Raw genomic sequence first — 24472 nt, forward strand, 5'->3', positions numbered from 1 at the left:
CATGACCGTGCGGCGCCTCCGCGGCGCAGGAGGGTGCGGGCCCTATGCTCGGCGTGGGAGCGGTCGTGCGACCGCGGGCGAGGGGGTTGCGTGCGCGCGGTGGTGACGATCCTGGTGACGCTGGTGCTGGTCGCGATCGGCTGGTTCTGGTGGAGGTCCGACACGCTCGGGTCCGCGCCGGAGGTGCGCGCGGCGGCCGAGATGCCGCTGCCGGTGATCACGGGCGACTTCGAGCGATCCTCGGGGGAGTGCGTCGACACCGTTGTGTGGGCGTCGGTGCATGCGCGCCCGTGGCAGGCGCTGTCGCAGTCGTACTCCGGGGCGCTCGACGTCTGCGTCGAGGTCTACCGGAACCTCGACGCGGCGGACGCGTCGGGCGACTCCTACGTCGCGCTCGTCACCGGGGTCTGGTCCACGGGCGAGCGGGTCGACTCCTGGTGGCCGTGGGAGGGGCGCGACGACCAGCCGGATCCCATCCTGGTGCGGCTCACGCTCGATCCGGCGGCGAGCGGCGAGGCCTACGCGGCCTCGGATCCGACGGCGGCCGCGTGCTCGGCCACGGTGCCGTTCGCTCCGGTGGCTCTCGAGGACGCATCCGCCGTGACGGAGCCGCCGACGTTCATCTCGGGGACCTGCGGGGGAGACGCCGTGCGCGGTCGCCTCGCCGCCGACGGCGTGAGCTGGACACTGTCGCGCCCCGAGGAATGGGACGTCACCGTGCTGTCCTACGGCTTCGAGGTTCCCGCGGGTGCGTCGCCGCAGGTGTCCCTCGAGGTCGATCGCGTCGGCGTGGAGGGTTGACCTCGACTCGAACACCTGTTCGAATGGCGGCATGCGGTGGGAGGGTCAGGCGCTGCGCGCCGAGACGGACGATGCGCTGCCGGCGCTCGCGCGGCTGTCGACGGTCGTGCGGACGGTCCAGACGCCCGAGTTCGCCGGGATCACGTTCCATGAGGTGCTCGCGAAGAGCGCGCTGAACCGGGTCGGTCCCGGAAGCGCGGTGCCCTTCACCTGGACCATCAACCCGTATCGCGGCTGCTCGCACGCTTGCGCCTACTGCTTCGCCCGCCCGTCGCATCGGTACCTCGAGCTCGATGCCGGGCGCGACTTCGACAGCCAGATCGTCGTGAAGATCAACATCGTCGACGCGCTGCGGAGGGACCTGGCGAAGCCGTCGTGGGAGCGCGAGCACGTCGCGCTCGGCACCAACACCGACCCGTACCAGCGCGCCGAGGGCCGCTATCGGCTGATGCCCGGGATCGTCCGCGCGCTCGCGGACGCGGGGACCCCGCTGTCGATCCTCACCAAGGGCTCGCTGCTGCGCCGCGACCTTCCCCTGCTCGCGGCGGCGCGCGAGTCCGTGCCCGTCGACCTGGGGATCTCGATCGCGATCGTCGACGACGAGCTCCAGCAGGCCATCGAGCCCGGCACTCCCACCGCGCAGGCGCGGCTGGCCACCGTGGCGGCCGCGGCCGCGGAGGGCTTCGAGGTCGCCGTGTTCATGATGCCGGTCCTGCCGTTCCTGACCGACTCCGAGGCGCACCTCGACGCGGCGCTCGCGCGCATCAAGGAGGCCGGCGCGTCCTCGGTGACGTACACCGCGCTGCACCTGCGGCCCGGCGTGAAGGAGTGGTTCGCCCAGTACCTCCATGCGCATCGTCCCGACCTGATCCCGCGCTATCGCGAGCTGTACGGGGACGGCGCCTATGCACCGAAGGAGTACCGGCGCTGGCTGGCCTCGCGCATCAGACCGATCATCGCGAAGCATGGTCTGGCGCGGGCGCCGGAGGACCCGAACACCGGATCGGTGGCGTCCCGCGCGAACGCCCGTGACGACGCGGGGGAGTGGCGTCGGGCCGCCGCCGCGCCGTCGTCGGCGGTCGATCCCCTCACCCTGTTCTGAGGGGATCGGGCAGGCCTCGACGGGCGCAATATCACGATTGCGCAAAATGTCCTGGCGCTTTCGTCTGCCAGGGTGTTGACTGGCCCACGGCCCGGCGTCCGGTCGGGCCGGAGACACTACACGGAAGGGGGTGCGACCCTCATGATGACGTTCATCGACGATCTTGTCCTCAGCGGCTCGGTCGCGCCCACGCGCCTGACCGGCCCGGTGGTCGACGGTCCCACCTGTGCGCGATTCGCGCGCGAAGCATTCGGCCTCACGGCCTAGCGGACCGCCCGCCTCGCCGCCCCGTCCGGGGCCCTGCGCTCGCCTCACGGCGCAGCGCCTCCGCACTCCTGACGCGACGCTCGACCGTCGCCTCGGCGGTGCGATGCACATCGTCCTCTCCGTGGCACGGTCGTCCGTGCCCGGAGGCGGTCGCCACGCGACCGCACGCCCCGAAGGTGACTCTCATGCACTCCAACCCTCTCGAGCCTCAGTCCAGGCTCGCGCTGTACTACTCCCGTCATCCCGAGCTGCTTCACGCGGACCGCGCGGCCGAGCGGGAGGCCCCGCCCTCCCGTCGGTCCTCGTGGTCGCTCAGGATGCGTGCGCTGCGCGCGCACCTGCGCCTCGCCAGGCGCCTCCGCGCCGCACGCACCGCCCCGCTGGCCCCCGGTCGCGCCTCCCTGTGAGGCGCGACCGGGCGCCGGCCCTCCGGACCCCGTCCGGTCCATCGCCCGGTCCGCCCGGCGTGCCGCGCGGCGCGTCACGAGGGAGTCCCGCCGTCGCCGCTCCCTCCTTCATGCACGAGCGCGCGGGCGGCCCGCGCACGTCCGCTCGTGCATGAATTCAGCAGCGGGCGCGGACGGCACCCTCACCCGTGCCGCTCAGGTGCCGCTCACTCGCCCGTGGGCTTCTCCTCGTGGCCGCCGAATCCCTTCCGCATCGCGGACAGAGCCTTCTGGGCGTAGTCGTCGAGGTCCCGTGACGCGAACCGCGAGTACAGCGCGGTGGTGAGCACGGGCGTCGGCACGCCCTCCTCGATGGCCGCGATCGACGTCCACCTGCCCTCGCCCGAGTCCGAGACCTGGCCCGAGTACGCGGCCAGGTCCGGGTCCTCCCGCAGCGCGGCGGCGGTGAGGTCCAGCAGCCACGACCCGACCACGGACCCTCGGCGCCACACCTCCGCCACCGCGGCGGTGTCGATGTCGAAGCGGTAGTGCTCGGGATGCGACAGCGGGGCCGTCTCCGCGTCCTGGGCGTGCTCTCGCGACCCGATGTTCGCGTTGCGCAGCACGTTGAGCCCCTCGGCGTACGCGGCCATGAGCCCGTACTCGACACCGTTGTGCACCATCTTCACGAAGTGCCCCGCGCCCACCGGGCCGCAGTGCAGCCACCCCTCCTCGCCGGGGACCGGCTCGCCCGTGAGGCCGGGGGTGCGCGGTGCGGCGTCGACCCCGGGCGCCAGCGTCCGGAACACCGGCGCGAGCCGCGCGACCACCGCATCGTCCCCGCCGATCATCAGCGAGAACCCTCGCTCGAGGCCGTGGACGCCTCCCGACGTCCCGACATCGACCAGGTGGATCCCACGCTCGCCGAGCATCGCGGCGTGGTCGAGGTCGTCGCGGTAGTAGCTGTTGCCGCCGTCGATGATGGCGTCGCCCGGCTCGAGCACGTCGGCGAGGGACGCGATCACCCGCTGGGTGATCGCTCCCGCGGGCACCATCACCCACACGGCTCGGGGCGCCTCGAGCGCCTCGACGAATCCGGAGAGCTCGCGGATCGGCACCGCGCCGTCGACTGCGAGCGCGTCGATCGCGGCGGGGTCGACGTCGTGCACGGCGACGGTGTGGCCGTCCCGCAGCAGCCGGCGCGACAGCCCCGCGCCCATCCGTCCGAGTCCGATCATCCCCAGCTGCATGTCAGGCCTTCCTTCCCTTGGGCTCGTACCACGGCCCGTCCGCTCCGATCAGGGTGTCCGCCTCCGCGGGGCCCCAGGTGCCCGGCTGGTACCGGATGGCCGGCGCATGGTCGGTCAGCACGCGGTCGACCACGGTCCACGCCGCCTCCACCGAGTCCTCGGTGGTGAACAGCGCGCGGTCGCCCTGGAGGGCGTCGCCGAGCAGCCGCTCGTACGGACGGCGTGCCTGGGCGCCCGCGGTCGGCACCGTCAGCTCGCGCTGCTCGCCGACGAACTCCTCCCCGGGCGTCTTGATGCGCGCGCCCAGGGCGATCTCGCCGTCGGGTTGCAGGCGGAACCGCAGGTGGTTGGGCCGCTGCGCCATCATCGCGTCGTCGAACAACGGCTGCGGCGGCTTCTTGAACTCCACGACCACCTCGTGAGCGGTGGTCGGCATCTTCTTGCCCGTCCGCAGGTACCAGGGCACGCCCGCCCACCGCCACGAGTCGATGAACAGCCGCGCAGCGACGTAGGTCTCGGTGTCGGACGTCGGTGACACCCCCGGCTCCTCGCGGAAGCCCTCGAACTGACCGCGGACGATGTCGTGGCGGGTGAGCGGCCGCATCGCACGGAACACGTTGGCCTTCGCCTGGTGCACGGCGAAGTACCCCTGGTACGCGGGCGGCTCCATGGCGAGCAGCGCGACGATCTGGAAGACGTGATTCTCGATCACGTCTCGCAGCGCCCCCGCGGACTCGTAGAACGGGCCTCGCCCCTGCACGCCGAAGTCCTCGGCGATGGTGATCTGGACGCTCGCGACGTGGTCGCGGTTCCACACGGGCTCGAGGAACGAGTTCGCGAAGCGGAAGTAGAGGAGGTTCATGATCTCCTCCTTGCCCAGGAAGTGGTCGATCCGGAAGATCGACTCCTCGGGGAAGGCGGAGCGCACCACCGCGTCGAGCTCGCGTGCGCTCGCGAGGTCGCGGCCGAACGGCTTCTCGACCACCACGCGCGCGTCCCGGTCGAGATCGACCGAGGCGAGCCCCTGCACGACGGTCCCGAACAGCGCCGGCGGGATGGCCAGGTAGTGGACGGGACGATGCCTCCCCTCCAAGGCGTCGCGCAGCGCCTCGAACGTGGCCGGGTCGCGGTAGTCGCCGTCGACATAGCGCAGCAGCCCGATGAGCCGGTCGAGCACCTCGGGGTCCGCGTCCGGCAACGCCGCCGTCACCGAGCTGCGGGCGCGCTCCCGCAGGTCGTCGACGCTCCACTGCGAGAACGCGACCCCGACCACGGGCACGTCCAGCTCGCCGTGCGCCACCATGCCGTACAGCGCGGGGAAGATCTGCTTGCGCGCCAGGTCGCCGGTCGCCCCGAAGAACACCAGGGCGTCCGCGGCCGACGCCTGGTCCGTCACCGCGTCACCTCCGCGGGCACCTCGAGCGCGACGCCGGTCAGCTCCTCCGACGCCGTCCAGAGGGCGGCGATCGCTCCGTCCATGCCGCGTCGGGTGAGCAGCGGTCGTCGCGTCGGGGCGCCGGTCACGCCCCACCGCGGTCCGTACAGCGTGCCGCCCTCGGCGCGCGGGTCGGTGGCGGCCCGGAGCTGCGAGAGGGCCCCGCGCGCGGGGTCCATGCCGCGCCGCTCGGCGTAGCGCTCCCAGAAGGGTCCCTGGGTCCCGCCACCACCCTCGCGCACGGTGCGCTTCTGCAGGTCGGTGTGCGAGATGCCGGGGTGGGCCACGAGCGCGCGCGCCGTCGAGCCCGCCGCCCGCAGCCTCCGGTCGAGGCCGACGGCGAGGTGCACCGCCGCGAGCTTGGACCGCCCGTAGGCCTTCCAGTCCTCGTACTCGCCGTCCAGATGCGGGTTCGCGGGATCCACCGGGTCCGCGTTGAGGCGAGCGATCGAGGTGGTGGTGACGACCCGCGCGGCCGGGGCCTCCATGAGGCGCGGGAGCAGCTCCGCGATGAGCGTCCAGTGGCCCAGGTGGTTGACGGCGAGCTGGGTCTCGAAGTCGTCCGCGGTGCGGCCCTCGGGCATGGCCATCACCCCGGCGTTGGCGAGCAGCAGGTCGATCGCCCCGTGCCGGTCGGCGATGGTCCGGCCGGCCGAGCGGACTGACTCCTGCGAGGCGAGGTCGAGCGGGACCGTCTCGAGCGACGCCCCCGGCACCGCGGCGAGGACCGCGGCGTGCGCATCGTCCGTCTTCTCGGGGCTGCGCGCCGCCATCACCACGTGGGCGCCTCGGCGTGCGAGGGCGATGGTGCACGCGAGGCCCAGCCCACCGTTGGCGCCGGTCACCACCGCGACGCGTCCGCTCTGATCGGGGATGTCGGCCGCGGTCCAGGTCATGGGGTGTCCTCCGGGGGTCGTGGGGTGTCCTGAGAGGCAACTCCGCTCCGCGTGCGGATGTTCCGAGGTTCGCCCAGAGCGCGACGGCTGCCCGGGGGAGTCGACCGTCGGGGCGTCGCTCCGGTAGGTTCGCGCCATGACCGCCGTCATGGGGGCACGGCTCGCCGACATCACCACCCTTCCCGTCGACGCGATCGTCAACGCGGCCAACCAGTCGCTGCTGGGCGGCGCGGGCGTGGACGGGGCGATCCATCGCGCCGCCGGTCCGGGGCTGCTCGACGAGTGCCGCGCGCTGCGCGGCTGTCGGACGGGCGAGGCGAAGATCACCTACGGCCACGCGCTCCCGGCCAAGTGGATCATCCACGCCGTCGGCCCCGTGTGGGAGGGCGGCGACTCGGGCGAGGACGCGCTGCTCGCGTCCTGCTACACCCGGGCCATCGAGATCGCGCAGGACCATGGCGTGCACTCGATCGCGTTCCCTGCGATCTCCACGGGCGTCTACGGCTACCCGAAGGAGCGCGCCGCCCGCATCGCGACCCGCGCGGTCGCGCAGGCGCTCGCGTCGGCGCCGGACGTCAACGACGTCACCTTCTGCGTGTACAGCGACGAGGACCTCGCGATCTACCGGCTGCTGCTGGGCGAGCGCCGGTCGTGAGGGTCCTGCTCGGCTCGCACGAGGGGGAGTGGCTGGAGCGGCGCCTGCACGGCTGGGGAGCGGTCGGCGGCGTGGTCGGCACCGGCTGGGACGCCTACGCCCGGATCCTTCATCCCCTCGAGGGGCGGCTGCTCGACTGGACCGACCGCGGCGAGGGAGTGGTGCCGCGGGTGGTGGACGAGCGCGCGTGGACCTGGACCCAGGTCGCGGCCGCGGTGGGCGCCATCATGCACCCGGAGGTCCAGTACGGGTCCCTCGCCTCACGCGAGCACGAGACCTCGATCGGCGCCTGGGAGGTGCGGCCGCCTCAGGAGGGGTGGCTCGAGCCTGCGCTGCTCGCGCGGCTGGCGCCGCTGCTCGCGGCCGGCACGTCGACTCCGGACGATGCGGTGCTCGCCGTATGGGAGGGCTGGGGCAATCTCCACCCCGGCTCGGGGATGGTCTACATCGCCTGGGAGGGTGACGGCGAGGCGCCTCCCGCAGCGGTTCCGGAGCCGCCGGCGGTCTCGCCGGAGGTGACGCGGGCGCTCACGGACCCTCACCTCCTGCGTCTGCCGGGCCGGACCTACCTCCGGATCGCCTGCGCGCTGTCGGAGCTCGAGGATCCGGACTGGGGGTACGCGGTGGGCATCGGCTGGTCGCGCACATGGGGGAGGGATCCGTCACCGCAGCTGATCTGGCCGCGCGACCGCGCCTGGGTGCTCGGCACCGAGATCGACCTCGACTCGACCCTCGTGGGCGGCTCGCGCGCGCTGATCGACGCGATCCTCGCGGACGACGCGTTCGAGGCCTTCGAGGTGACAGCGGACTCCGACCTCACCTGCCTGGGCGACGCCGTCAACCCGCCCCGCGCGTCGTCCGACTGAGGCTCAGCCGAGGCCGCCTGCCGGCGCCAGGTCGGACTCCGCGACCTCGATGCCGCAGCGGTCGGCGATGTAGAGGGCCAGGTCCGGCGAGGCCTCGGCGGCCGCCGTCATGGCCTCCTGGACCGCCTCGTCCGCCGTGACGGCAGCGATCTCCGCGGCCGCGCCGTCGAGCGAGTCGAGGCCGGCCAGCGCCTGGCCCACCGGCTCCGTGAAGAGCTCCTCGAAGGTCACCATGGCCTCGAGGTCGGCCGCCGCGCCGGCGTCGCCCACCACGGCGGCGCCCTCGGCGTAGAGCGCGGCGGAGCGGGTGCCGTAGGTCACGATCGCCTCGCCGGCGGCGTTGACCCCCGCGGTGTCGTCGGCGGCCACCGCGTCCTTGTCGAGCAGCAGCCGCAGCCCGGCCTGGACCTCCTCGGCGGCGGTCCGGTGCGCCGTCATCGCGTCGATCATGAGGGTGCAGAACTCGTCGTCACCGGCATCGGCGGTGGAGCTGGACGAGGCGGCGGGTGCGGGGGTCTCCCCGCCGGGCGTCGGGGCGGGGCTCGCGGACGATGTCGGCATCGGCGCCTCGGTGGCGGGAGGAGCGCTCGATGTCGGGCTCGCCGCGCCTCCCGAGCCCGTGCAGCCCGCCACGACGAGGATCACGGCGGCCGAGACGAGCGTCAGACCCCGGTGGGTGCGGCCGGTGCGCGTCATGAGGAACCCCCTGCTGCGTCGGGCCCGCCAGGTGCGGTGCCGTCGCCGGAATTGTCGCATCGTCGCGTGACGATGCGCCCCAGGCGCGCCCGCTCGGCTCAGCCCACGAACGGGATCGCGATGCCCACCAGCCCGAAGGCCGCGCCGATGATCGCCAGCGTGCGGGTCGGAGCGTGCGGAGTGTTGAGGACGTAGGACGTGACCGCCAGAGCCGTCGCGACCCAGGCCAGCACCGGGACGGTGAGCCCCACCACGCCGAGCGCGGTCGACACGATCGCGAGCGGGAACGCGACCTCCGGGTCCCGACCGCGGGGTTCCTGGTCGCTCATCCCTCGTGGCCGCGCATGGCCGACAGGTGGTGCGCCCGCGCGAGCGCGTCGCGGTAGATCGCGGCGAGAGCGTCGAGAGTCTCGTTCGCGGCCGCGTCGACGGTCTGTCGGGCCGGGTCCGCCTCGAACCATGCGATCGACTCCGCGACGCCGCGGGCGAACGGGACTCGCGCCTCCCAGCCGAGGACCAGGCGGCGCAGCTTCGCCGTGTCGTACACCGCGGGGTGCATCTTGTCGCCGCGGATCGACCCCTCCTCCCACGGCATCGCGGCCATCAGCGCCTCCGATGGCACGTGGACGGTCTGCCGCGCGAGCCGGTCCGGCGAGAGCCCGGCGGCGCGCGCGATCGCCGCGTAGATGCCGCTCCAGGTCAGCGCCTCGTCCGACGTGATGTGCACGGCCTCGCCCAGGGCCGCCGCGTTGCCGAGCAGCCCGAGGATGCCGGTCGCGACATCGGTCGCGTGGGTGAGCGTCCACAGCGAGGTGCCGTCGCCGGGGACGATGATGTCGGCGCCGCGACGCATGCGGTCCACGAGCGTCCAGGGGTGCCGGGAGTTGGCGGTGAAAGCCGGGATCTTGGAGGGACCGTAGGTGTGCGCGGGCCGCACGATCGTCCATCCGAGGCCCGCTGCCGCCGCGTGCTCGCGGAGCACGGCCTCGGCCTCCATCTTGAGCCGCGCGTACTCCCAGAACAGGTTCTCCTGCTCGGTGTCCTCGGTGAGGGGATGCAGGTGGTCGAAGGTCTTGTACGCCGCCGACGTGGCGATCAGCACGTACTGGTCCGTCAGCGGGGCGAAGGTCTCGACGTCGGCCGCCACGTGCGCGGGGTCGAACGCGATGAACTGCACCACCGCGTCGAAGCGTTCGCCGCGGAGCCGCATCCCGTGCAGGGCGTTGCGCAGCGACACCGCGTCGGTGGCGTCCACGTGGATGCTGTGCGCGCCCGGCGGTGGGGGCGCGGTCGCCGACGTCCCGCGCGTGACCAGATGGAGCTCGTGGCCTGCTGTGCCGGCGGCGCGCGCCAGTGCCGACGAGATGAGCCCGGTGCCGCCGACGATGAGGATCCGCATGCTCCGAGACTATGGTGCGCGGAGACCCCCGCGCGTCCGCGACCGGATCGTGGCCGAACCGGGGGTGGTGGAGGAACGGCGCTGGGGGTAGCGTGAGGCCATGGTCGAGGACCTTGTGCCGAATCTGAGGGCGGCGCTGGGGGAGGTCCTGCCGGGGTCGTGGCGTGACGCCGCCCCCTGGGGGTATCCCGCCCAGTGCGAGCTCGCGCTGATCACTGGAGTGTTCGCGTCGCAGGTGCCTGCTGCCTCCGTCGCGGAGATCGCGGACACCGTCATGCGGCGCAGCCCAGGCAAGCTGCTCGACGACCTGACGGGGCTCGTCGATGCCGACACGGCCGGCATCCAGCACCTGATCGGAGAGCGCTGGGGCGACACCACCGTCCTCGGTGTGCCGCGCCGCCGCGCCGAGGTGATCCACGAGGCGGCTCGGCTGCTCGTGGGCACGGGCATCCGCCACGCCAAGGAGCTCCAGGAGGCCGTCCGCGAGCGCGAGGCGTCCGTCGCGAACCTGCTCCTCGCGGTCCGCGGTCTCGGCCCGGGCACCTGGGAGTCCATCGCCTTCATGGTGCACGCGCCGCTGCGCCCGGGTGCCGACGTGGTCGCGTACGTCCGGAGCCTGCTCGGACCCGACGGCGACGCGCTCGAGACCGACGAGGTCCGGGCCATGATCGTGCTCACCGCCCGCCGGTTCGCCGTCGAGGAGCGGGTGCTCGCCTTCGCCCTGCGCCAGCTGGTGGACTCGCGCGCCCAGCGCGCGGACCAGCTCGCCGCCCAGGGGTACTGAGCGACCTCAGAAGACGGTGCGCGCGAGCAGCGCCACCAGCACGCTTCCCTCGCGGATCCGCTGCTCTCCCAGGTGGCGGAATCCCAGGTGCTCGTGGAACGCCACCGAGCCGGGGTTCGGGGGATCGAGGAACACCTCGGTGGTGACCTCGGCCGCGCCGCGTTCCCGGGCCCGTTCGAACACGGACTCGTACAAGGCGCGACCGACGCCGGTGCCCTTGGCGGTGGGCGACACCACGATCCGGTCGATGTACTGGTGGCGGACGCCTCGCTCCTCGAACCAGCGGTAGTTCTCCGACGCGTACGCCTGCCCCATGCCGAGGCTGAGGAGGAACGCGACCACCTCGCGCCTCGCGCCCGTCGCGACCAGGCGCACGTCGCACATGGTGGTCAGCTCCCGCATCTCGTCCTCGGACAGCAGGTTGAGGGCGGGCGAGGCGGCGGCGTTCAGCGCGGTCACCGCGGGGAGGTCGGAGTCGCGCATCACGCGGAGGCGAAGATGCTGCATGGGCATATTCTGCCTGGACATTGTCACGGTCGTGTGTCGATCGGCCTGCCGGAAGGTTACGGCTGGCGGGTTCACGTCCGTCAGGGGTGCAGGAGCACCTTGCCGGTGGTCTCGCGGGCCTCGAGGGCCCGGTGCGCCTCGGCGGCCTCCTCGAGGCTCAGGCCGCGATCGATGCGGACCGTGAGGTCGCCGAGCAGGATGCCGTTGAGGATGTCGCTCGCGCGCTGCTCCCGCTCCTCGGGGGTCGTGAGGAAGTCCTTCATGGTCGGGCGGCTGAGGTACACGGAGCCCGCCGCGTTGAGGCGTTGGGGGTCGACCGGGGCGACCGGGCCCGACGCGGCTCCGAACAGCACGAGGTGGCCGCGACGGGCGACGCATGCCAGCGAGCCGTCGAACGTGGCTCGGCCGACGCCGTCGTACACCGCGGCCACGCCCTCGGGCGCGATCCCTCGGACCGCCGCCGGGAGGTCCGTCGCCATGTCCTCGAACTGGTCGTAGCGGAGCGCGTGGGTCACGCCGGCCTGCAGCGCGATGCGCGCCTTGTCCTCCGAGCCGACGGTGCCGATGACCGTCGCGCCGCGCGCGACCGCGAGCTGGGTCAGCAGCAGCCCGACCCCGCCGGCGGCCGCGTGCACCAGCACCGTGTCGCCCGGCATGATCGCGTAGGAGGAGGTCGCCAGGTAGTGCGCGGTGAGACCCTGCATCATCACCGCCGCGGCCATGTCCAGCTCGACGTCCTCGGGAACGGGGTACGCGTCGGAGACGGGCACGGAGACGTACTCGGCGTAGGAGCCCTGGGTGAAGGCCCAGGCGATGCCCTCGCCCTCGACCAGGTGCTCGACGCCCTCGCCGACCGCGACGATCTCTCCCGCGCCCTCCTTGCCCGGCACGAACGGGGTCGGCGTCGGGTACAGGCCCGACCGCTGATAGGTGTCGATGAAGTTGACGCCGGCGGCCTCGACGCGCACCAGCACATGACCGGGGGAGACCTCAGGGCGGTCGATCACGGCGGGCTGCAGCACCTCGGGGCCGCCATGCCGTGTCACCTGGATCGCTCTCACAGAGTGCATCGTACGGGGTGCCTCGCGACAGTATGCATTGGCATGTATAGTCATGCACATGAGCATCAAGGTCGCGGTGTCCGGCGCCTCCGGCTACGTCGGAGGCGAGGTCCTGCGCGTGTTCTCGGCCCATCCCGAGGTCGAGTTCGGCGCCCTGACCGCACACTCGAGCGTAGGCGACACGCTGGGTGCGCACCAGCCCCATCTGCGCCATCTCGCCGACCGCGTGCTGGTCGACACCACCGCCGAGAACCTCGCCGGTCACGACGTGGTGGTCCTCGCGCTGCCGCACGGCGCCTCGGGCGAGATCGCCGCGCAGCTGCCGGCCGAGACGCTGGTGCTCGACTGCGGCGCCGATCATCGGCTCGCCAGCGCCCAGGCCTGGGCCTCGTACTACGGCGGCGAGCACGCCGGCACGTGGCCCTACGGCATGCCCGAGCTCATCACGGCGACCGGGCACCAGCGGGAGACGCTGCCGGGCGCGCGGCGCGTCGCCGTGCCCGGGTGCAACGTCACCGCGGTCACGCTCGCCCTCCAGCCTGGCGTCGCCGCCGGCGTGGTGGAGCCCGGCGACATCGTCGCGGTGCTCGCGAACGGCTACTCCGGCGCGGGGAAGAAGCTCGCGCCGCACCTGCTCGCCTCCGAGGCCCTCGGCGCGGCGGTGCCGTACGCGGTCGGGGGCTCGCACCGCCACATCCCGGAGATCATCCAGAACCTCGAGTCCGCCGGCGCAGGCGAGGTGAGGATCAGCTTCACCCCCACGCTGGTGCCGATGGCCCGCGGGATCCTCGCGACGGTCACCGCGCCGCTCGCGCCCGGCGTCAACGTCGAGGCCGTGCGCGACGCGTGGGAGGCCGCCTACGCCGACGAGCCGTTCGTCCACCTGCTTCCCGAGGGGCAGTGGCCCACGACCGCCGCGACGCTCGGTGCCAACACCGCGCTGATGCAGGTGGCCGTCGACGGCAAGGCGGGCCGCGTCGTGGTCGTGTGCGCCATCGACAATCTGGTCAAGGGCACCGCCGGCGCGGCCCTCCAGTCCATGAACGTCGCCCTCGGTCTCGAGGAGACCCTGGGCCTGAGCACGATCGGGGTCGCGCCATGAGCGTCACCGCAGCGCAGGGATTCGTCGCGTCCGGCGTGGCCGCCGGGCTCAAGTCGACCGGAGCGCGCGACGTCGCGCTCGTGGTCAACACCGGCCCCGAGCGGGTCGCCGCCGGGGTCTTCACGTCCAACCGCGTCGTGGCCGCCCCCGTGACGTGGTCGCGCCAGGTGCTGGTCGACTCCCGCGTCGACGCGGTGGTCCTCAACTCGGGCGGCGCCAACGCGGCGACCGGCCCGGACGGGTTCCTCGACACGCATCGCACAGCCGAGCACGTCGCGACGGTCCTGCAGGCCCGGGGCTCCGACGTGTCCTCCGGCGACGTCGCGGTCTGCTCGACCGGGCTGATCGGCGTGCGCCTGCCCATGGATGCGCTGCTGGCCGGCGTGGACGAGGCGGCGGCGTCGCTCAGCGCCGAGGGCGGGGACGATGCGGCGCTCGCCATCATGACCACCGACACGGTGCCGAAGACGGCCGTCGCGGCGCGCGACGGCTGGGTCGTCGGGGGCATGGCGAAGGGTGCGGGGATGCTCGCGCCCGGGCTCGCGACCATGCTGTGCGTCATCACGACCGACGCCTCCGTGAGCGCCGAGCGCGCGGACGCGGCGCTGCGCGCCGCGACGCGCGTCACGTTCGACCGCGTCGACTCCGACGGCTGCATGTCGACCAACGACACGGTGATCCTGCTCGCGAGCGGTGCCACCGGCATCGTCCCCGCCCTCGGGGAGCTCGAGGAGGCCCTGACCGAGGTGTGCGCGACCCTCGCACGCGGCCTGGTGGCCGACGCCGAGGGCGCGAGCCACGACGTCGCCGTGACCGTGGCGGGCGCGACCACCGAGGCGGCCGCCGAGGCCGTCGCGCGGGCCATCACCCGGTCGAACCTCTTCAAGGCCGCGATCTTCGGCAACGACCCGAACTGGGGCCGCATCATCTCCGCCGCCGGGACGGTGCCGGAGGAGGTGGCGCCGTTCGACGCCGCGAACCTCGACGTGACCGTCAACGGGGTCCAGGTGTGCCGCGCCTCCGGCGTCGGCGAGGACCGGTCGCTCGTCGATCTGTCGGGCCGCGAGGTGCTCATCACGCTCGACCTCAACGCCGGCGACGCCTCCGCGACGGTCTGGACCAACGACCTCACCCACGACTACGTCCACGAGAACAGCGCGTACTCCTCATGACCGATCTCACCGTCCCCGAGCTCACCACCCGCCAGAAGGTGGGCGTCCTCATCGACGCCATGCCATGGATCGAGCAGTTCCGCGACGCGATCGTCGTGGTGAAGTACGGCGGCAACGCCATGATCGACGAGGGCCTCAAGCGCGCCTTCGCCCAGGACATCGTCCACCTGCGCCTGCTCGGCCTGCACCCCGTGGTCGTGCATGGCGGGGGCCCGCAGATCTCCGGGATGCTCGGCAAGCTCGGCATCGAGTCCGAGTTCCGCGGCGGCCTCCGCGTGACCACCCCGGAGGCGATGGACGTGGTTCGCATGGTCCTCACCGGCCAGGTCTCGCGCGAGCTCGTGGGGCTCATCAACGACCACGGTCCGTACGCCGTGGGGCTGTCCGGCGAGGACGCGGGCATGCTGCAGGCCAAGCGCCGGCACGCGCTCGTCGACGGCGAGCCCGTCGACGTCGGCCTGGTCGGCGACGTGGTGAAGGTCAACCCCGGGGCGGTCCAGGACATCATCGAGGCCGGCCGCATCCCCGTGGTGAGCACCGTCGCCCCCGACATCGACGACCCGACCCAGGTGCTGAACGTCAACGCCGACACCGCGGCAGCGGCGGTCGCGATCGCGCTGCGGGCGCGCAAGCTGATCGTGCTGACGGACGTCGAGGGGCTGTACGCGAACTGGCCCGACAAGGGCTCGCTCATCTCGGAGATCCCGGCGCGGAGCCTCGAGGAGATGCTCCCGGAGCTCGAGTCGGGCATGCGCCCCAAGATGGAGGCGTGCCTGCGCGCCGTCCGCGGCGGCGTCCCGCAGGCGCACGTCATCGACGGGCGCGAGGCGCACTCGATCCTCGCGGAGATCTTCACCTCCGCGGGCTCGGGCACCATGGTGCTGCCGGACAAGGAGATCTGGGTATGAGCGACCTCCAGCCCGGTGCCCACGGCGAGGCGGGCCTCACGCGCGGCGCCGTCGACCTGCAGCGCTACACGCACTCGCTCATGGGCACGTACGGTGTGCCGATGCGCGTGCTCGCCCGCGGCGAGGGCTCCTGGGTGTGGGACGCCGACGGCAACCGCTACCTCGACCTCCTCGGCGGCATCGCCGTGAACGCGCTCGGTCACGCGCACCCTGCCTGGGTCGCGGCGATCGCGCACCAGGCGGGCACCCTCGCCCAGGCGTCGAACTTCTTCGCGACCGAGCCGCAGATCCGCCTCGCGGAGCGGCTGCTCGACCTGGCACAGGCGCCTCCCGGGTCCCGCGTGTTCTTCGCGAACTCGGGGACCGAGGCCAACGAGGCCGCCTTCAAGATGGCCCGCCGCACCGGCAAGGGCACCATCATCGCGCTGGAGCATGGCTTCCACGGCCGGTCCATGGGCGCGCTGTCGCTGACCGCCAAGGAGGCGATCCGCGCCCCCTTCGCCCCGTTGCTCGAGCGCGTCGTCTTCGTCGAGCCGACCGACGAGGCCGCGCTGCGGGCCGCCGTCGCCGAGGCGGGGGACGACCTCGCGGCGATCATCCTCGAGCCCATCCAGGGCGAGGCCGGCGTCCGGCCGGTGCCGCATGCGTTCATCGCCGCGGCCCGCGAGCTCACGCTGCGCCACCACGCCCTGCTCATCATGGATGAGATCCAGACCGGGGTGGCCCGCACCGGAGCGTGGTTCGCGCACCAGCTGGGCGGCATCCGGCCCGACGTCATGACGCTCGCGAAGGGCCTCGGCGGAGGCTTCCCGATCGGCGCGGTCGTCGCGTTCGGCGAGACGGCCGGCGCCCTGCTCACCAAGGGCGACCACGGCACCACCTTCGGTGGCAACGCCCTCGCGGCGGCGGCCGCGCTCGCCACGCTCGACGTGATCGAGTCCGAGGACCTGCTCGCCAACGCGAAGGCGGTCGGGGAGCACCTCAGGACGTCGCTCGAGGCGATCGACGGGGTCGTCGAGGTGCGCGGCGAAGGCCTGATGCTCGGCATCGGGCTCGCCCACCCCGCCGCCGCCACGATCGCGGCCGCCGCGGTCGAGGCCGGCTTCATCGTCAACCCGCCGTCGCCGGACACGATCCGGCTCGTGCCAGCGCTCACCCTGACGCGGCCCGAGGCGGACCTGTTCATCGCGTGGATGGCCGAGCACGGCGCACGCCTGATCACGGAGGGATCCGCATGACGCGCCACTTCCTGCGCGACGACGACATCACCGCCGCCGAGCAGCGGGAGATCCTGGAGCTGGCGCTGGCGTTCCGCCGGGACCGTTTCCTCGAGCAGCCCTTCGCGGGACCGCAGGCCGTCGCTGTCATCTTCGACAAGCCCTCGACGCGCACCCGCGTGTCGTTCTCGGCCGGCATCGCCGAGCTGGGCGGGTACCCGCTCGTCATCGACTCCGCCACGTCCCAGCTGGGCCGGGGCGAGCCCGTCGGCGACACGGCTCGCGTGCTCGAGCGCATGGTGAGCGCGATCGTGTGGCGTACCTTCGGCCAGGACCTCATCGAGGAGATGGCGGCGCACTCGTCCGTGCCGGTGGTGAACGCGCTCACCGACTCGTTCCACCCGTGCCAGATCCTCGCGGACCTGGCGGCCGTCGCGGATGCGCGCGGGGGAGTGGACGCTCTCGCCGGGCTCAGCCTCGCGTACGTGGGCGACGGCGCCAACAACATGGCGCACTCGTACCTGCTGGGAGGGGCGCTCGCGGGCATGCACGTCCGGGTCGGCGCACCCGCCGACTACCTGCCCGACGAGCGCATCGTGCTGGACGCGAAGCGGATCGCCGCGGAGCAGGGCGGCTCGATCACCGTCACGACGGACCACGACGATGCGGTGGCCGGCGCCGACGTCATCGCCACCGACACGTGGGTCTCGATGGGCGACGAGGGCGAGTACGAGGCGCGCGAGACGGTGTTCTCGGGCTACCAGGTGAACGCCCGCTCGCTCGAGATCGCGGCCCCCGGCGCCCAGGTGATCCACTGCCTGCCCGCCTACCGTGGCAAGGAGGTGTCCGCCGACGTGATCGACGGCCCCCAGTCGATCGTGTGGCTCGAGGCCGAGTACCGCCTCCACGCCCAGAAGGCGCTCCTCGCCTGGCTCGCGAGGCGCTGATGGCCGCCACGATCCCCCCGACCAAGACCGCCCGGCAGGCGCTGATCGCGCGCCTGATCGAGGGCGCCGAGATCCGCTCGCAGGCGGAGCTCGCGGTGCGCCTCGACGCGGAGGGGATCCACGTCACCCAGGCGACGCTGTCGCGCGACCTGCTCGACATCGGCGCGGTGAAGATCCGGGCGGCCTCCGGCCAGCTGGTCTACACCACCCAGGCCTCGCTCGAGGCGTCCGAGGACACCGGCGCGCGCCTCACGCGGCTCTGCGCCGAGCTGCTCCACTCCGCGGACGGCTCGGGCGCGATCGCCGTGCTCCGCACCCCTGCCGGAGCGGCGCAGTTCCTCGCGACCGCCATCGACGGGCATGATGACCCCGAGGTGGTCGGCACCGTCGCGGGCGACGACACCCTGTTCGTGCTCTCCCGGGATCCGGCAGGCGGGCTCGCGCTCGCCCAGAGGTTCCTCGACCGCGCGAGCGGTCACCACAGCTGAAGACCCCCACAAGCAAGAAGGAATACACATGTCTGAGCGGATCGTGCTGGCCTACTCCGGAGGCCTGGACACCTCTGTCGCCATCGGCTGGATCGCGGAGGCGACCGGCGCCGAGGTGATCGCGGTGGCCGTCGACGTCGGCCAGGGCGGCGAGGACCTCGAGGTCATCCGCCAGCGCGCGCTCGACTGCGGCGCCGTCGAGGCCTACGTCGCGGACGCCCGCGACGAGTTCGCCGAGGAGTACTGCATGCCCGCCCTCAAGGCGAACGCGCTGTACCACGACAAGTACCCGTTGGTCTCGGCCCTGTCCCGCCCCGTCATCGTCAAGCACATCGTCAAGGCCGCCCGCCAGTTCGGCGCCTCGACCATGGCCCACGGCTGCACCGGCAAGGGCAACGACCAGGTCCGCTTCGAGGTCGGCATCGTCTCCATGGCGCCGGACCTCAAGTGCATCGCGCCGGTCCGCGACCTCGCACTGACCCGCGACAAGGCGATCGACTACGCCGAGCGCAACAACCTCCCGATCGCGACCACCAAGAAGAACCCCTTCTCGATCGACCAGAACGTGTGGGGCCGCGCCGTCGAGACCGGCTTCCTCGAGGACATCTGGAACGCGCCCACCAAGGACATCTACGACTACACCGACGACCCGGCGTTCCCGCCGGTGCCGGACGAGGTCGTGATCGAGTTCGCGAAGGGCGTGCCCGTGAAGATCGACGGCCAGGCCGTCACCCCGCTCCAGGCGATCGAGGAGATGAACCGCCGCGCCGGCGCCCAGGGCATCGGCCGCATCGACATCGTCGAGGACCGCCTGGTGGGCATCAAGAGCCGCGAGATCTACGAGGCCCCCGGCGCGATCGCGCTGATCGAGGCCCACAAGGAGATGGAGAACGTCACCATCGAGCGCGAGCTCGCCCGCTACAAGCGCCGCGTGAGCCACGAGTGGACCGAGCTGGTCTACGACGGCATGTGGAACGCCCCCCTCAAGGGCGCCCTCGACGCGTTCATCGAGGAGACCCAGGAGCACGTCAACGGCGAGATCCGGATGGTGCTGCACGGCGGCAAGGCCGTCGTGACGGGTCGCCGCTCGGACACCGGTCTGTACGACTTCAACCTCGCCACCTACGACGAGGGCGACACGTTCGACCAGTCGGCCGCGCGCGGCTTCATCGAGATCTACGGTCTCGCCGCCAAGCAGGCCGCGGCCCGCGAGTCGCGGCTGGCGTAGGGTCGATCACGTATCCGCTCGGGCCGCGCGATGCGCGGCCCGAGCGCTGTTCCACGAGGTAGTGACGAGGGAGAGCACCATGGCTGGCGAGCAGGGGACCAACGAGGGCGCGCTGTGGGGAGGCCGCTTCGAGGGCGGGCCCGACGCCGCGCTCGCGCGCCTGTCCAAGTCGACGCATTTCGACTGGCGGTACGCCGACGACGACCTGCTGGGGTCGATCGCCCACGCGCACGCTCTCGAGCGGGCGGGGCTGCTCACCGGGGCCGAGTCCGCCGACATGGTCGCGGCGCTGCAGACGATGCGCGCGGACGTCGCCGCGGGCACGCTGCTGCCCGCCGAGTCGGACGAGGACGTCCACGGCGCCCTCGAGCGGATCCTCATCGAGCGGGTCGGGACGGACCTGGGCGGCAAGCTCCGCGCCGGGCGCTCCCGCAACGACCAGATCGCGACGCTGCCGCGCATGTACCTGCGCCGCCACGCGCGGCTGATCGCCTCGGAGCTGCTCGACCTCGCCGATGCCCTCCTCGGCCAGGCCGACCGGCACATCGACGCGCCCATGCCGGGGCGCACCCACTTCCAGCACGCCCAGCCCGTGACCGTCGGCCACGCGCTCATGGCCCACGTCTGGCCGCTGCTGCGCGACGTCGAGCGCCTCACCGACTGGGACGCCCGCGCGGCGTTCTCGCCCTACGGCGCCGGTGCGCTCGCCGGCAGCACGCTGGGCCTCGATCCCGCGGCGGTGGCGAACGAGCTGGGCTTCGTCGGCCCGTGCGAGAACTCGATCGACGCGACCGCGTCGCGCGACGTGGTCGCGGAGTTCTCGTGGGTGGCGGCCATGGTCGGGGTCGACCTGTCCCGCATCTCCGAGGAGATCATCGCGTGGGCCACGGTCGAGTTCGGCTTCGTGGCGCTCGACGACTCGTACTCGACGGGGTCGAGCATCATGCCGCAGAAGAAGAACCCCGACATCGCCGAGCTGGCGCGCGGGAAGGCGGGGCGCCTCGTGGGGGACCTGACCGGGCTGCTCACGACGCTCAAGGGTCTGCCGCTCGCCTACAACCGCGACATCCAGGAGGTCCACGAGCCCGTGTTCGACGCGGTCGACACGCTCGAGGTCATCCTGCCCGCCTTCACCGGGATGATCCGCACGCTCGTGTTCCGGACCGAGCGGCTCGCGGAGCTCGCGCCCGCGGGCTTCTCGCTCGCGACCGACGTCGCCGAGTGGATGGTGCGGAACGGCACCCCGTTCCGCGAGGCGCATGAGGTCGCGGGCGCGTGCGTCCGTCTGTGCGAGAAGCGCGGCAAGGAGCTCCACGAGCTCACCGAGGCGGAGATAGCCGCGATCCACCCCGACCTCACGCCCGGCGTGCTCGAGGTGCTCACGGTCGAGGGGTCGCTGGCGGCGCGCACCGGCGCCGGGGGGACGGCGCCCTCCCAGGTCGTCGAGCAGGGCAAGGCGGCACGCGCGCGCGTGCGTCACTTCCGTCCCTGGGCGGGCTCGGCGTCGTAGCCACCCGACCCGACCCCGGCACTCGCTCTCGCCCTCGCGGACAACCCGCACGGAACCCGTCCCGGGTTCACCGGCGTGTCCCCACGTTCGGGTTCCGACACGCCGACCACCCGGGACCAGCTCCGTGCGCGGTGTCCTGGGCGGGTGGGACGAGGCGGCTACGCGTGCTCCTCGACCGTCACCTCGGTGGCGTTCGCGATGCGGCGCAGGTCGTCGTAGGCGATCTCGAACACCGAGTGCGGGGTGCCGGCGGCCGCCCACAGCTCGCCGTGCTTCTTGAGCTCGACGTCGATGTACGTCGTGACGGGCGCGGGGTGCCCGACGGGAGCGACGCCGCCGATCGGCTGACCCGTCGCCTCGCGGACGCGGGCGGCATCGGCGCGCGTGATCGCGCGCGCCCCGATCTGGCGGGCGAGCAGGTCGGTGTCCACGCGGTGGGAGCCGCTGGTGAGCACCAGGATCGGCTCGCCGTCGGCGAGGAACACGAGGCTGGAGGCGATCGCCCCGACCTCGCAGTCGAGCGCTGCGGCCGCCTCGGCGGCGGTGCGAGCCGAGTCGGCCAACGTCCGCACCTGGGAGTGCAGTCCGGCCGCGGTGAGGAGGTCGAGGATCTTGGCGCTCGAGGGGTGCATACGCCCACCGTATCCTCGTCGGGTGGCGGACACGACGGCGGATCGGGCGATCGCGATCGCCCGCGCCCGCGGACCGCGGCTCGGCGTCACCACGCTCGTGCTGATCGACGGCCCGGCGGGTGCCGGGAAGACCACGCTCGCGGGCGAGATCGCCGTCGCGCTGGGCGGGCGGGCGTCGGCCGGAGCAGGCACCTTCGACCCCTCCCGCCCGGTGCCGGACGGTGCCGTGGTCCAGACCCTGCACGGCGACGACATGTACGAGGGGTGGGGCGGCCTCTCGACCCTGGACGACGTGCTGGTCGACCAGGTGCTCGCCCCCCTGTCCGCGGGCCGGACGGGGTCCTTCCGCATGTGGGACTGGACCGCATCGTCCCGAAGCCACGAGATCGCTGTGCCGCCCCGGCCGTATCTGGTGATCGAGGGGGTCGGCGTCGCCTCCCACGCCGCACGCCGGCACGCCTCATGCGTGGTCCTCGTGGACGCGCCGCGCGAGCTGCGCCTGGAGCGCGGCATCGCCCGCGACGGCGAGGCGATGCGCGGCGAATGGGAGCGATGGCAGGAGGCGGAGGGCGCGCACCTCGACGCGTCCGGCGTGCGCGACGCGGCGGACCTGGTGCTCGACACCTCCGCGTGAGGGGCTGACGCCGCGGGTGCGCCAGAATGGGGGAACACCTGGGCGCGGCACGATGCCGACGGCCCGATCAGGAGGACGGCATGAGCGACGTCGAGGGCGCGATCGCGCAGGCGAGGGACGCGGCCACGGCCGCGGGCGTCGCGGTCCGACCGCTCACCCTCGAGGAGTGCGGCACCGCCGCCGCGCTGCTCGCCGGTCTCTGGGGGGTGCCCCCCGTGGGGCTCCCGGTGCTGGTCGCGTTGCACCACACGGGGCACTACGTCGCCGGGGCCTTCGTGGGCGCGGACCTGGTGGGAGTGTGCGTGGGGATCGTGTCGCCTGGCGACGTCGGGCTCCACTCCCACGTCACGGGCGTCCTCCCCGAGCTCGCGGGCCACGGCGTCGGCGCGGCGATCAAGCTCCATCAGCGCGCGTGGTGCCTCGAGCGTGGGATCGAGACCATCCGCTGGACCTTCGACCCGCTCGTCGCCGGCAACGCGTGGTTCAACTTCGGACGGCTGGGCGTGACCCTGGAGAGGTACGTCGTCGACTTCTACGGCGAGACCCGCGGGGGCACCCGTCCGGAGCTCGGCCGCGACCGCGTGCTCGTCGCCTGGGACCTCACCCGTGCGCGCGGACCCGTCGCGGTCTCGGGCGAGGAGCTGCCACTGCTCCTCGCCGCGGACGCCGACGGTCGCCCGCAGGTGCGCACGGCGCCGCAGGGCGCGCCGGAGGCGGCGATCGCGGTGCCGCGGCATATCGAGCGCATCCGTGAGGAGGATCCTGGGCTGCGGCTCGCGTGGCGCGTGGCGCTGAGGGAGACGCTCACCGCGGCGCTTGCAGACGGATGGCGGGTGACAGGCTTCTCCCGCGACGGCCGCTACCTTCTCGCACGCGACTCCTGACGCGCATCGTCGTGGCCGCGCACCCCGCATCGGGGCCCATCGATGCCTGGCACAATGGCCTCCATCATGACTGACCACATCCTCGACGAGCTCACATGGCGCGGGCTCATCTCCCAGACCACCGGTGAGGACGAGCTGCGGGAGGCCCTCGATTCGGGCCCGATCACGCTCTACTGCGGCTTCGACCCCACGGCACCGAGCCTGCACATCGGCAACCTGGTCCAGATCCTGACCGTGCGGCGCTTCCAGCTCGCCGGCCACAAGCCGCTGATGCTGGTCGGCGGCGCCACGGGTCTGATCGGCGATCCGAAGATGGCGGGGGAGCGCACGCTCAACCCGGTGGAGATCGTCCACCAGTGGGTCGAGCGCATCCGCGGGCAGATCGAGCCGTTCATGTCCTTCACGGGCGAGAACGCCGCCCGCATGGTCAACAACTACGAGTGGACCAAGGACATGTCGGCGATCGAGCTCCTGCGCGACGTCGGCAAGTACTTCCGCCTGGGGACGATGATCTCGAAGGACACCGTCGCGCGCCGGCTGAACTCCGACGAGGGCATCTCGTACACCGAGTTCAGCTACCAGGTGCTGCAGGGGATGGACTTCCTCGAGCTCTACCGACGCTACGGCTGCACGCTGCAGACCGGCGGCTCGGACCAGTGGGGCAACCTCACGTCGGGCACCGAGCTCACGCGGAAGGCGGAGGGCACCTCGGTCCATGCGCTCTCGACTCCGCTCATCACCAAGGCCGATGGCACCAAGTTCGGCAAGACCGAGTCGGGCACCGTGTGGCTCGACGCCGAGATGACCAGCCCGTACGCCTTCTACCAGTTCTGGCTCAACCAGGCCGATGCCGACGTCATCGGCTACCTCAAGGTGTTCACCTTCCTCGAGCGCGCGGAGATCGAGGCCCTCGAGGTCAAGGTCGCGGAGGAGCCGTTCCGTCGCGAGGCGCAGCGCACGCTCGCGTGGGAGGTTACCCGGCTGGTTCATGGGGAGGCCGCAGCCCAGGGCGCGGTCGACGCGTCCCAGGCGCTCTTCGGCCGCGGCGAGCTCGGCGCGCTCGATGGCGCGACCCTCGACGGCTGCGCGAAGGAGCTCGGAGGCGTCGATCTCGATCCGGGCGCGACGGTCGTGGACGCGCTCGTGTCCGCGGGCATCGTCGACTCCCGCAAGGCCGCGCGGCGCGCGATCGAGGACGGCGGCGCCTACGTCAACAACGTGAGGGTCGACGACCCGGATCTCGCGCTGGGAGCAGACCACGTGCTCGCGGGGGGATGGGTCGTCGTGAGGCGCGGGAAGAAGTCCGTGGGAATCGTGAGGCCGGTCGCCTGAGAGGGGCGGCCGGCCTCCGGCCTATCCGGCATCTACCTGGGTAGATACCGCGACACGCCCGGGATTCACGGCGATTTGACTCGGGGTGCGATCGCCCCTTAAGTTATTACCCGTTGCCAACGACGGAAGCGCTCGGCGGAGGACTGAAGAAGGCCCCGCGAGAGAAGCCCGTGCAACACACCACGAACCAGGCGAGAGCCGAGGATGCAGTCATGCGTCCAGGCCCTTGACGAGGAAAGTGGGACTCCCTCACCGGGTCGGATCGGAACGAAACACCGATTTGACACGGATGAAACATGGGAGTAACTTAGTG

The 24472-nt window shown here is 72.5% G+C and carries 27 protein-coding genes; 18 read left to right on the forward strand and 9 right to left on the reverse strand.

Translation table 11 applies throughout. The annotated features are described in order from the left end of the window. Positions 1–90 precede the first annotated feature (90 nt). The 4 genes from QQX13_RS13205 to QQX13_RS13220 all read left to right on the forward strand — a co-directional run bounded on the left by QQX13_RS13205 (position 91) and on the right by QQX13_RS13220 (position 2577). Positions 91–801, forward strand: a complete 711-nt coding sequence (locus QQX13_RS13205) for a hypothetical protein (RefSeq protein ID WP_301118285.1) — start codon at positions 91–93, stop codon at positions 799–801. 31 nt (positions 802–832) lie between these two features. Further along, positions 833–1903: an Rv2578c family radical SAM protein gene (locus tag QQX13_RS13210; protein WP_301118284.1), complete on the forward strand. Its 1071-nt coding sequence runs from the start codon at positions 833–835 to the stop codon at positions 1901–1903. A gap of 141 nt (positions 1904–2044) precedes the next feature. Continuing rightward, a complete protein-coding gene (locus QQX13_RS13215) occupies positions 2045–2170 on the forward strand; it encodes a hypothetical protein (protein WP_301118283.1) in 126 nt (41 codons plus the stop codon). Between the two features lie 185 nt (positions 2171–2355). Then, positions 2356–2577: a hypothetical protein gene (locus QQX13_RS13220; RefSeq protein WP_301118282.1), complete on the forward strand. Its 222-nt coding sequence runs from the start codon at positions 2356–2358 to the stop codon at positions 2575–2577. Positions 2578–2783: 206 nt separating this feature from the next. Here the strand turns inward: QQX13_RS13220 and gnd are convergent, their stop codons facing one another. Genes gnd through QQX13_RS13235 form a run of 3 tightly spaced genes read right to left on the reverse strand, consistent with a single transcriptional unit; the run spans position 2784 to position 6137 of the window. Continuing rightward, entirely contained in the window at positions 2784–3806 is a 1023-nt protein-coding gene (gnd, locus tag QQX13_RS13225) for a phosphogluconate dehydrogenase (NAD(+)-dependent, decarboxylating) (protein ID WP_301118281.1), read from the reverse strand. 1 nt (position 3807) lies between these two features. Further along, positions 3808–5202 (reverse strand): glucose-6-phosphate dehydrogenase, encoded by a 1395-nt coding sequence (gene zwf, locus QQX13_RS13230; protein WP_301118280.1) that lies wholly within the window; start codon positions 5200–5202, stop codon positions 3808–3810. Then, positions 5199–6137, reverse strand: a complete 939-nt coding sequence (locus QQX13_RS13235; RefSeq protein ID WP_301118279.1) for an SDR family NAD(P)-dependent oxidoreductase — start codon at positions 6135–6137, stop codon at positions 5199–5201. The genes zwf and QQX13_RS13235 overlap by 4 nt, the downstream gene beginning before the upstream one ends. Before the next feature lie 136 nt (positions 6138–6273). On the opposite strand from QQX13_RS13235, the gene QQX13_RS13240 reads away from it, so the two are divergent. Next, positions 6274–6792, forward strand: coding sequence for an O-acetyl-ADP-ribose deacetylase (locus QQX13_RS13240; protein ID WP_301118278.1), 519 nt, complete (start codon positions 6274–6276; stop codon positions 6790–6792). Then, positions 6789–7658 carry a hypothetical protein gene (locus QQX13_RS13245; protein WP_301118277.1) on the forward strand — a complete coding sequence of 290 codons (870 nt, stop codon included), beginning with the start codon at positions 6789–6791 and terminating at the stop codon, positions 7656–7658. Before QQX13_RS13240 ends, QQX13_RS13245 begins: the two co-directional genes overlap by 4 nt. A gap of 3 nt (positions 7659–7661) precedes the next feature. On the opposite strand, the gene QQX13_RS13250 is transcribed toward QQX13_RS13245, so the two are convergent. From QQX13_RS13250 to QQX13_RS13260, 3 genes are all read right to left on the reverse strand, one after another. After that, on the reverse strand, positions 7662–8354 hold the full coding sequence (locus QQX13_RS13250; RefSeq protein WP_301153618.1) for a hypothetical protein: 693 nt from the start codon (positions 8352–8354) through the stop codon (positions 7662–7664). 98 nt (positions 8355–8452) lie between these two features. Then, on the reverse strand, positions 8453–8683 hold the full coding sequence (locus QQX13_RS13255; RefSeq protein ID WP_301118275.1) for a hypothetical protein: 231 nt from the start codon (positions 8681–8683) through the stop codon (positions 8453–8455). Next, positions 8680–9753, reverse strand: a complete 1074-nt coding sequence (locus QQX13_RS13260; RefSeq protein ID WP_301153620.1) for an NAD-dependent epimerase/dehydratase family protein — start codon at positions 9751–9753, stop codon at positions 8680–8682. The genes QQX13_RS13255 and QQX13_RS13260 overlap by 4 nt, the downstream gene beginning before the upstream one ends. Positions 9754–9853: 100 nt before the next feature. On the opposite strand from QQX13_RS13260, the gene QQX13_RS13265 reads away from it, so the two are divergent. Beyond that, on the forward strand, positions 9854–10537 hold the full coding sequence (locus tag QQX13_RS13265; protein ID WP_301153622.1) for a DUF8548 family protein: 684 nt from the start codon (positions 9854–9856) through the stop codon (positions 10535–10537). A 6-nt stretch (positions 10538–10543) separates the two neighbouring features. On the opposite strand, the gene QQX13_RS13270 is transcribed toward QQX13_RS13265, so the two are convergent. Both QQX13_RS13270 and QQX13_RS13275 read right to left on the reverse strand, forming a co-directional pair. After that, entirely contained in the window at positions 10544–11044 is a 501-nt protein-coding gene (locus QQX13_RS13270; RefSeq protein ID WP_301118272.1) for a GNAT family N-acetyltransferase, read from the reverse strand. 80 nt (positions 11045–11124) lie between these two features. Further along, entirely contained in the window at positions 11125–12105 is a 981-nt protein-coding gene (locus QQX13_RS13275; RefSeq protein ID WP_301153623.1) for a quinone oxidoreductase family protein, read from the reverse strand. Positions 12106–12157: 52 nt separating this feature from the next. Here QQX13_RS13275 and argC point away from each other — a divergent pair, with 52 nt between their 5' ends. The 8 genes from argC (at position 12158) to argH (ending at position 20677) form a co-directional block, all read left to right on the forward strand. Beyond that, positions 12158–13207, forward strand: a complete 1050-nt coding sequence (gene argC / locus QQX13_RS13280; RefSeq protein ID WP_301153624.1) for an N-acetyl-gamma-glutamyl-phosphate reductase — start codon at positions 12158–12160, stop codon at positions 13205–13207. After that, positions 13204–14379, forward strand: a complete 1176-nt coding sequence (gene argJ / locus QQX13_RS13285; protein ID WP_301153626.1) for a bifunctional glutamate N-acetyltransferase/amino-acid acetyltransferase ArgJ — start codon at positions 13204–13206, stop codon at positions 14377–14379. The genes argC and argJ overlap by 4 nt, the downstream gene beginning before the upstream one ends. Continuing rightward, positions 14376–15287, forward strand: coding sequence for an acetylglutamate kinase (argB, locus tag QQX13_RS13290; protein WP_301153628.1), 912 nt, complete (start codon positions 14376–14378; stop codon positions 15285–15287). Before argJ ends, argB begins: the two co-directional genes overlap by 4 nt. Continuing rightward, the gene (locus tag QQX13_RS13295) at positions 15284–16525 is read left to right on the forward strand and encodes an acetylornithine transaminase (protein WP_301153629.1); all 1242 of its coding nucleotides are present in this window, start codon (positions 15284–15286) and stop codon (positions 16523–16525) included. Before argB ends, QQX13_RS13295 begins: the two co-directional genes overlap by 4 nt. Next, a complete protein-coding gene (gene argF, locus QQX13_RS13300; protein ID WP_301118266.1) occupies positions 16522–17451 on the forward strand; it encodes an ornithine carbamoyltransferase in 930 nt (309 codons plus the stop codon). Before QQX13_RS13295 ends, argF begins: the two co-directional genes overlap by 4 nt. Continuing rightward, positions 17451–17939: an arginine repressor gene (argR, locus tag QQX13_RS13305; protein WP_301118265.1), complete on the forward strand. Its 489-nt coding sequence runs from the start codon at positions 17451–17453 to the stop codon at positions 17937–17939. Before argF ends, argR begins: the two co-directional genes overlap by 1 nt. Positions 17940–17967: 28 nt before the next feature. After that, positions 17968–19167 carry an argininosuccinate synthase gene (locus tag QQX13_RS13310; RefSeq protein WP_301118264.1) on the forward strand — a complete coding sequence of 400 codons (1200 nt, stop codon included), beginning with the start codon at positions 17968–17970 and terminating at the stop codon, positions 19165–19167. A 79-nt stretch (positions 19168–19246) separates the two neighbouring features. Next, entirely contained in the window at positions 19247–20677 is a 1431-nt protein-coding gene (argH, locus tag QQX13_RS13315) for an argininosuccinate lyase (protein ID WP_301153630.1), read from the forward strand. A gap of 158 nt (positions 20678–20835) precedes the next feature. On the opposite strand, the gene QQX13_RS13320 is transcribed toward argH, so the two are convergent. Next, entirely contained in the window at positions 20836–21309 is a 474-nt protein-coding gene (locus QQX13_RS13320; RefSeq protein ID WP_301153632.1) for a YbaK/EbsC family protein, read from the reverse strand. 22 nt (positions 21310–21331) lie between these two features. On the opposite strand from QQX13_RS13320, the gene QQX13_RS13325 reads away from it, so the two are divergent. The 3 genes from QQX13_RS13325 to tyrS all read left to right on the forward strand — a co-directional run bounded on the left by QQX13_RS13325 (position 21332) and on the right by tyrS (position 24159). Beyond that, positions 21332–21943: a uridine kinase family protein gene (locus QQX13_RS13325; protein ID WP_301153634.1), complete on the forward strand. Its 612-nt coding sequence runs from the start codon at positions 21332–21334 to the stop codon at positions 21941–21943. 80 nt (positions 21944–22023) lie between these two features. Continuing rightward, the gene (locus QQX13_RS13330; RefSeq protein ID WP_301153636.1) at positions 22024–22827 is read left to right on the forward strand and encodes a hypothetical protein; all 804 of its coding nucleotides are present in this window, start codon (positions 22024–22026) and stop codon (positions 22825–22827) included. 66 nt (positions 22828–22893) lie between these two features. Beyond that, the gene (tyrS, locus tag QQX13_RS13335; RefSeq protein WP_301153638.1) at positions 22894–24159 is read left to right on the forward strand and encodes a tyrosine--tRNA ligase; all 1266 of its coding nucleotides are present in this window, start codon (positions 22894–22896) and stop codon (positions 24157–24159) included. Positions 24160–24472: the final 313 nt, after the last annotated feature.

Origin of the sequence: Demequina lignilytica, assembly GCF_030418375.1 — a bacterium.
Lineage (GTDB): Bacteria > Actinomycetota > Actinomycetes > Actinomycetales > Demequinaceae > Demequina > Demequina lignilytica.

What these genes read in the sequence shown, in the direction of transcription:
- QQX13_RS13210 (WP_301118284.1), top strand. Translation starts at nt 833, where the DNA reads ATGCGGTGGGAGGGTCAGGCGCTGCGCGCCGAGACGGACGATGCGCTG.
- QQX13_RS13215 (WP_301118283.1), top strand. Translation starts at nt 2,045, where the DNA reads ATGATGACGTTCATCGACGATCTTGTCCTCAGCGGCTCGGTCGCGCCC.
- QQX13_RS13220 (WP_301118282.1), top strand. Translation starts at nt 2,356, where the DNA reads ATGCACTCCAACCCTCTCGAGCCTCAGTCCAGGCTCGCGCTGTACTAC.
- gnd (WP_301118281.1), bottom strand. Translation starts at nt 3,806, where the DNA reads ATGCAGCTGGGGATGATCGGACTCGGACGGATGGGCGCGGGGCTGTCG.
- QQX13_RS13235 (WP_301118279.1), bottom strand. Translation starts at nt 6,137, where the DNA reads ATGACCTGGACCGCGGCCGACATCCCCGATCAGAGCGGACGCGTCGCG.
- QQX13_RS13240 (WP_301118278.1), top strand. Translation starts at nt 6,274, where the DNA reads ATGACCGCCGTCATGGGGGCACGGCTCGCCGACATCACCACCCTTCCC.
- QQX13_RS13250 (WP_301153618.1), bottom strand. Translation starts at nt 8,354, where the DNA reads ATGACGCGCACCGGCCGCACCCACCGGGGTCTGACGCTCGTCTCGGCC.
- QQX13_RS13255 (WP_301118275.1), bottom strand. Translation starts at nt 8,683, where the DNA reads ATGAGCGACCAGGAACCCCGCGGTCGGGACCCGGAGGTCGCGTTCCCG.
- QQX13_RS13260 (WP_301153620.1), bottom strand. Translation starts at nt 9,753, where the DNA reads ATGCGGATCCTCATCGTCGGCGGCACCGGGCTCATCTCGTCGGCACTG.
- QQX13_RS13265 (WP_301153622.1), top strand. Translation starts at nt 9,854, where the DNA reads ATGGTCGAGGACCTTGTGCCGAATCTGAGGGCGGCGCTGGGGGAGGTC.
- QQX13_RS13270 (WP_301118272.1), bottom strand. Translation starts at nt 11,044, where the DNA reads ATGCAGCATCTTCGCCTCCGCGTGATGCGCGACTCCGACCTCCCCGCG.
- argC (WP_301153624.1), top strand. Translation starts at nt 12,158, where the DNA reads ATGCACATGAGCATCAAGGTCGCGGTGTCCGGCGCCTCCGGCTACGTC.
- argJ (WP_301153626.1), top strand. Translation starts at nt 13,204, where the DNA reads ATGAGCGTCACCGCAGCGCAGGGATTCGTCGCGTCCGGCGTGGCCGCC.
- argB (WP_301153628.1), top strand. Translation starts at nt 14,376, where the DNA reads ATGACCGATCTCACCGTCCCCGAGCTCACCACCCGCCAGAAGGTGGGC.
- QQX13_RS13295 (WP_301153629.1), top strand. Translation starts at nt 15,284, where the DNA reads ATGAGCGACCTCCAGCCCGGTGCCCACGGCGAGGCGGGCCTCACGCGC.
- argF (WP_301118266.1), top strand. Translation starts at nt 16,522, where the DNA reads ATGACGCGCCACTTCCTGCGCGACGACGACATCACCGCCGCCGAGCAG.
- argR (WP_301118265.1), top strand. Translation starts at nt 17,451, where the DNA reads ATGGCCGCCACGATCCCCCCGACCAAGACCGCCCGGCAGGCGCTGATC.
- QQX13_RS13310 (WP_301118264.1), top strand. Translation starts at nt 17,968, where the DNA reads ATGTCTGAGCGGATCGTGCTGGCCTACTCCGGAGGCCTGGACACCTCT.
- argH (WP_301153630.1), top strand. Translation starts at nt 19,247, where the DNA reads ATGGCTGGCGAGCAGGGGACCAACGAGGGCGCGCTGTGGGGAGGCCGC.
- QQX13_RS13320 (WP_301153632.1), bottom strand. Translation starts at nt 21,309, where the DNA reads ATGCACCCCTCGAGCGCCAAGATCCTCGACCTCCTCACCGCGGCCGGA.
- QQX13_RS13330 (WP_301153636.1), top strand. Translation starts at nt 22,024, where the DNA reads ATGAGCGACGTCGAGGGCGCGATCGCGCAGGCGAGGGACGCGGCCACG.
- tyrS (WP_301153638.1), top strand. Translation starts at nt 22,894, where the DNA reads ATGACTGACCACATCCTCGACGAGCTCACATGGCGCGGGCTCATCTCC.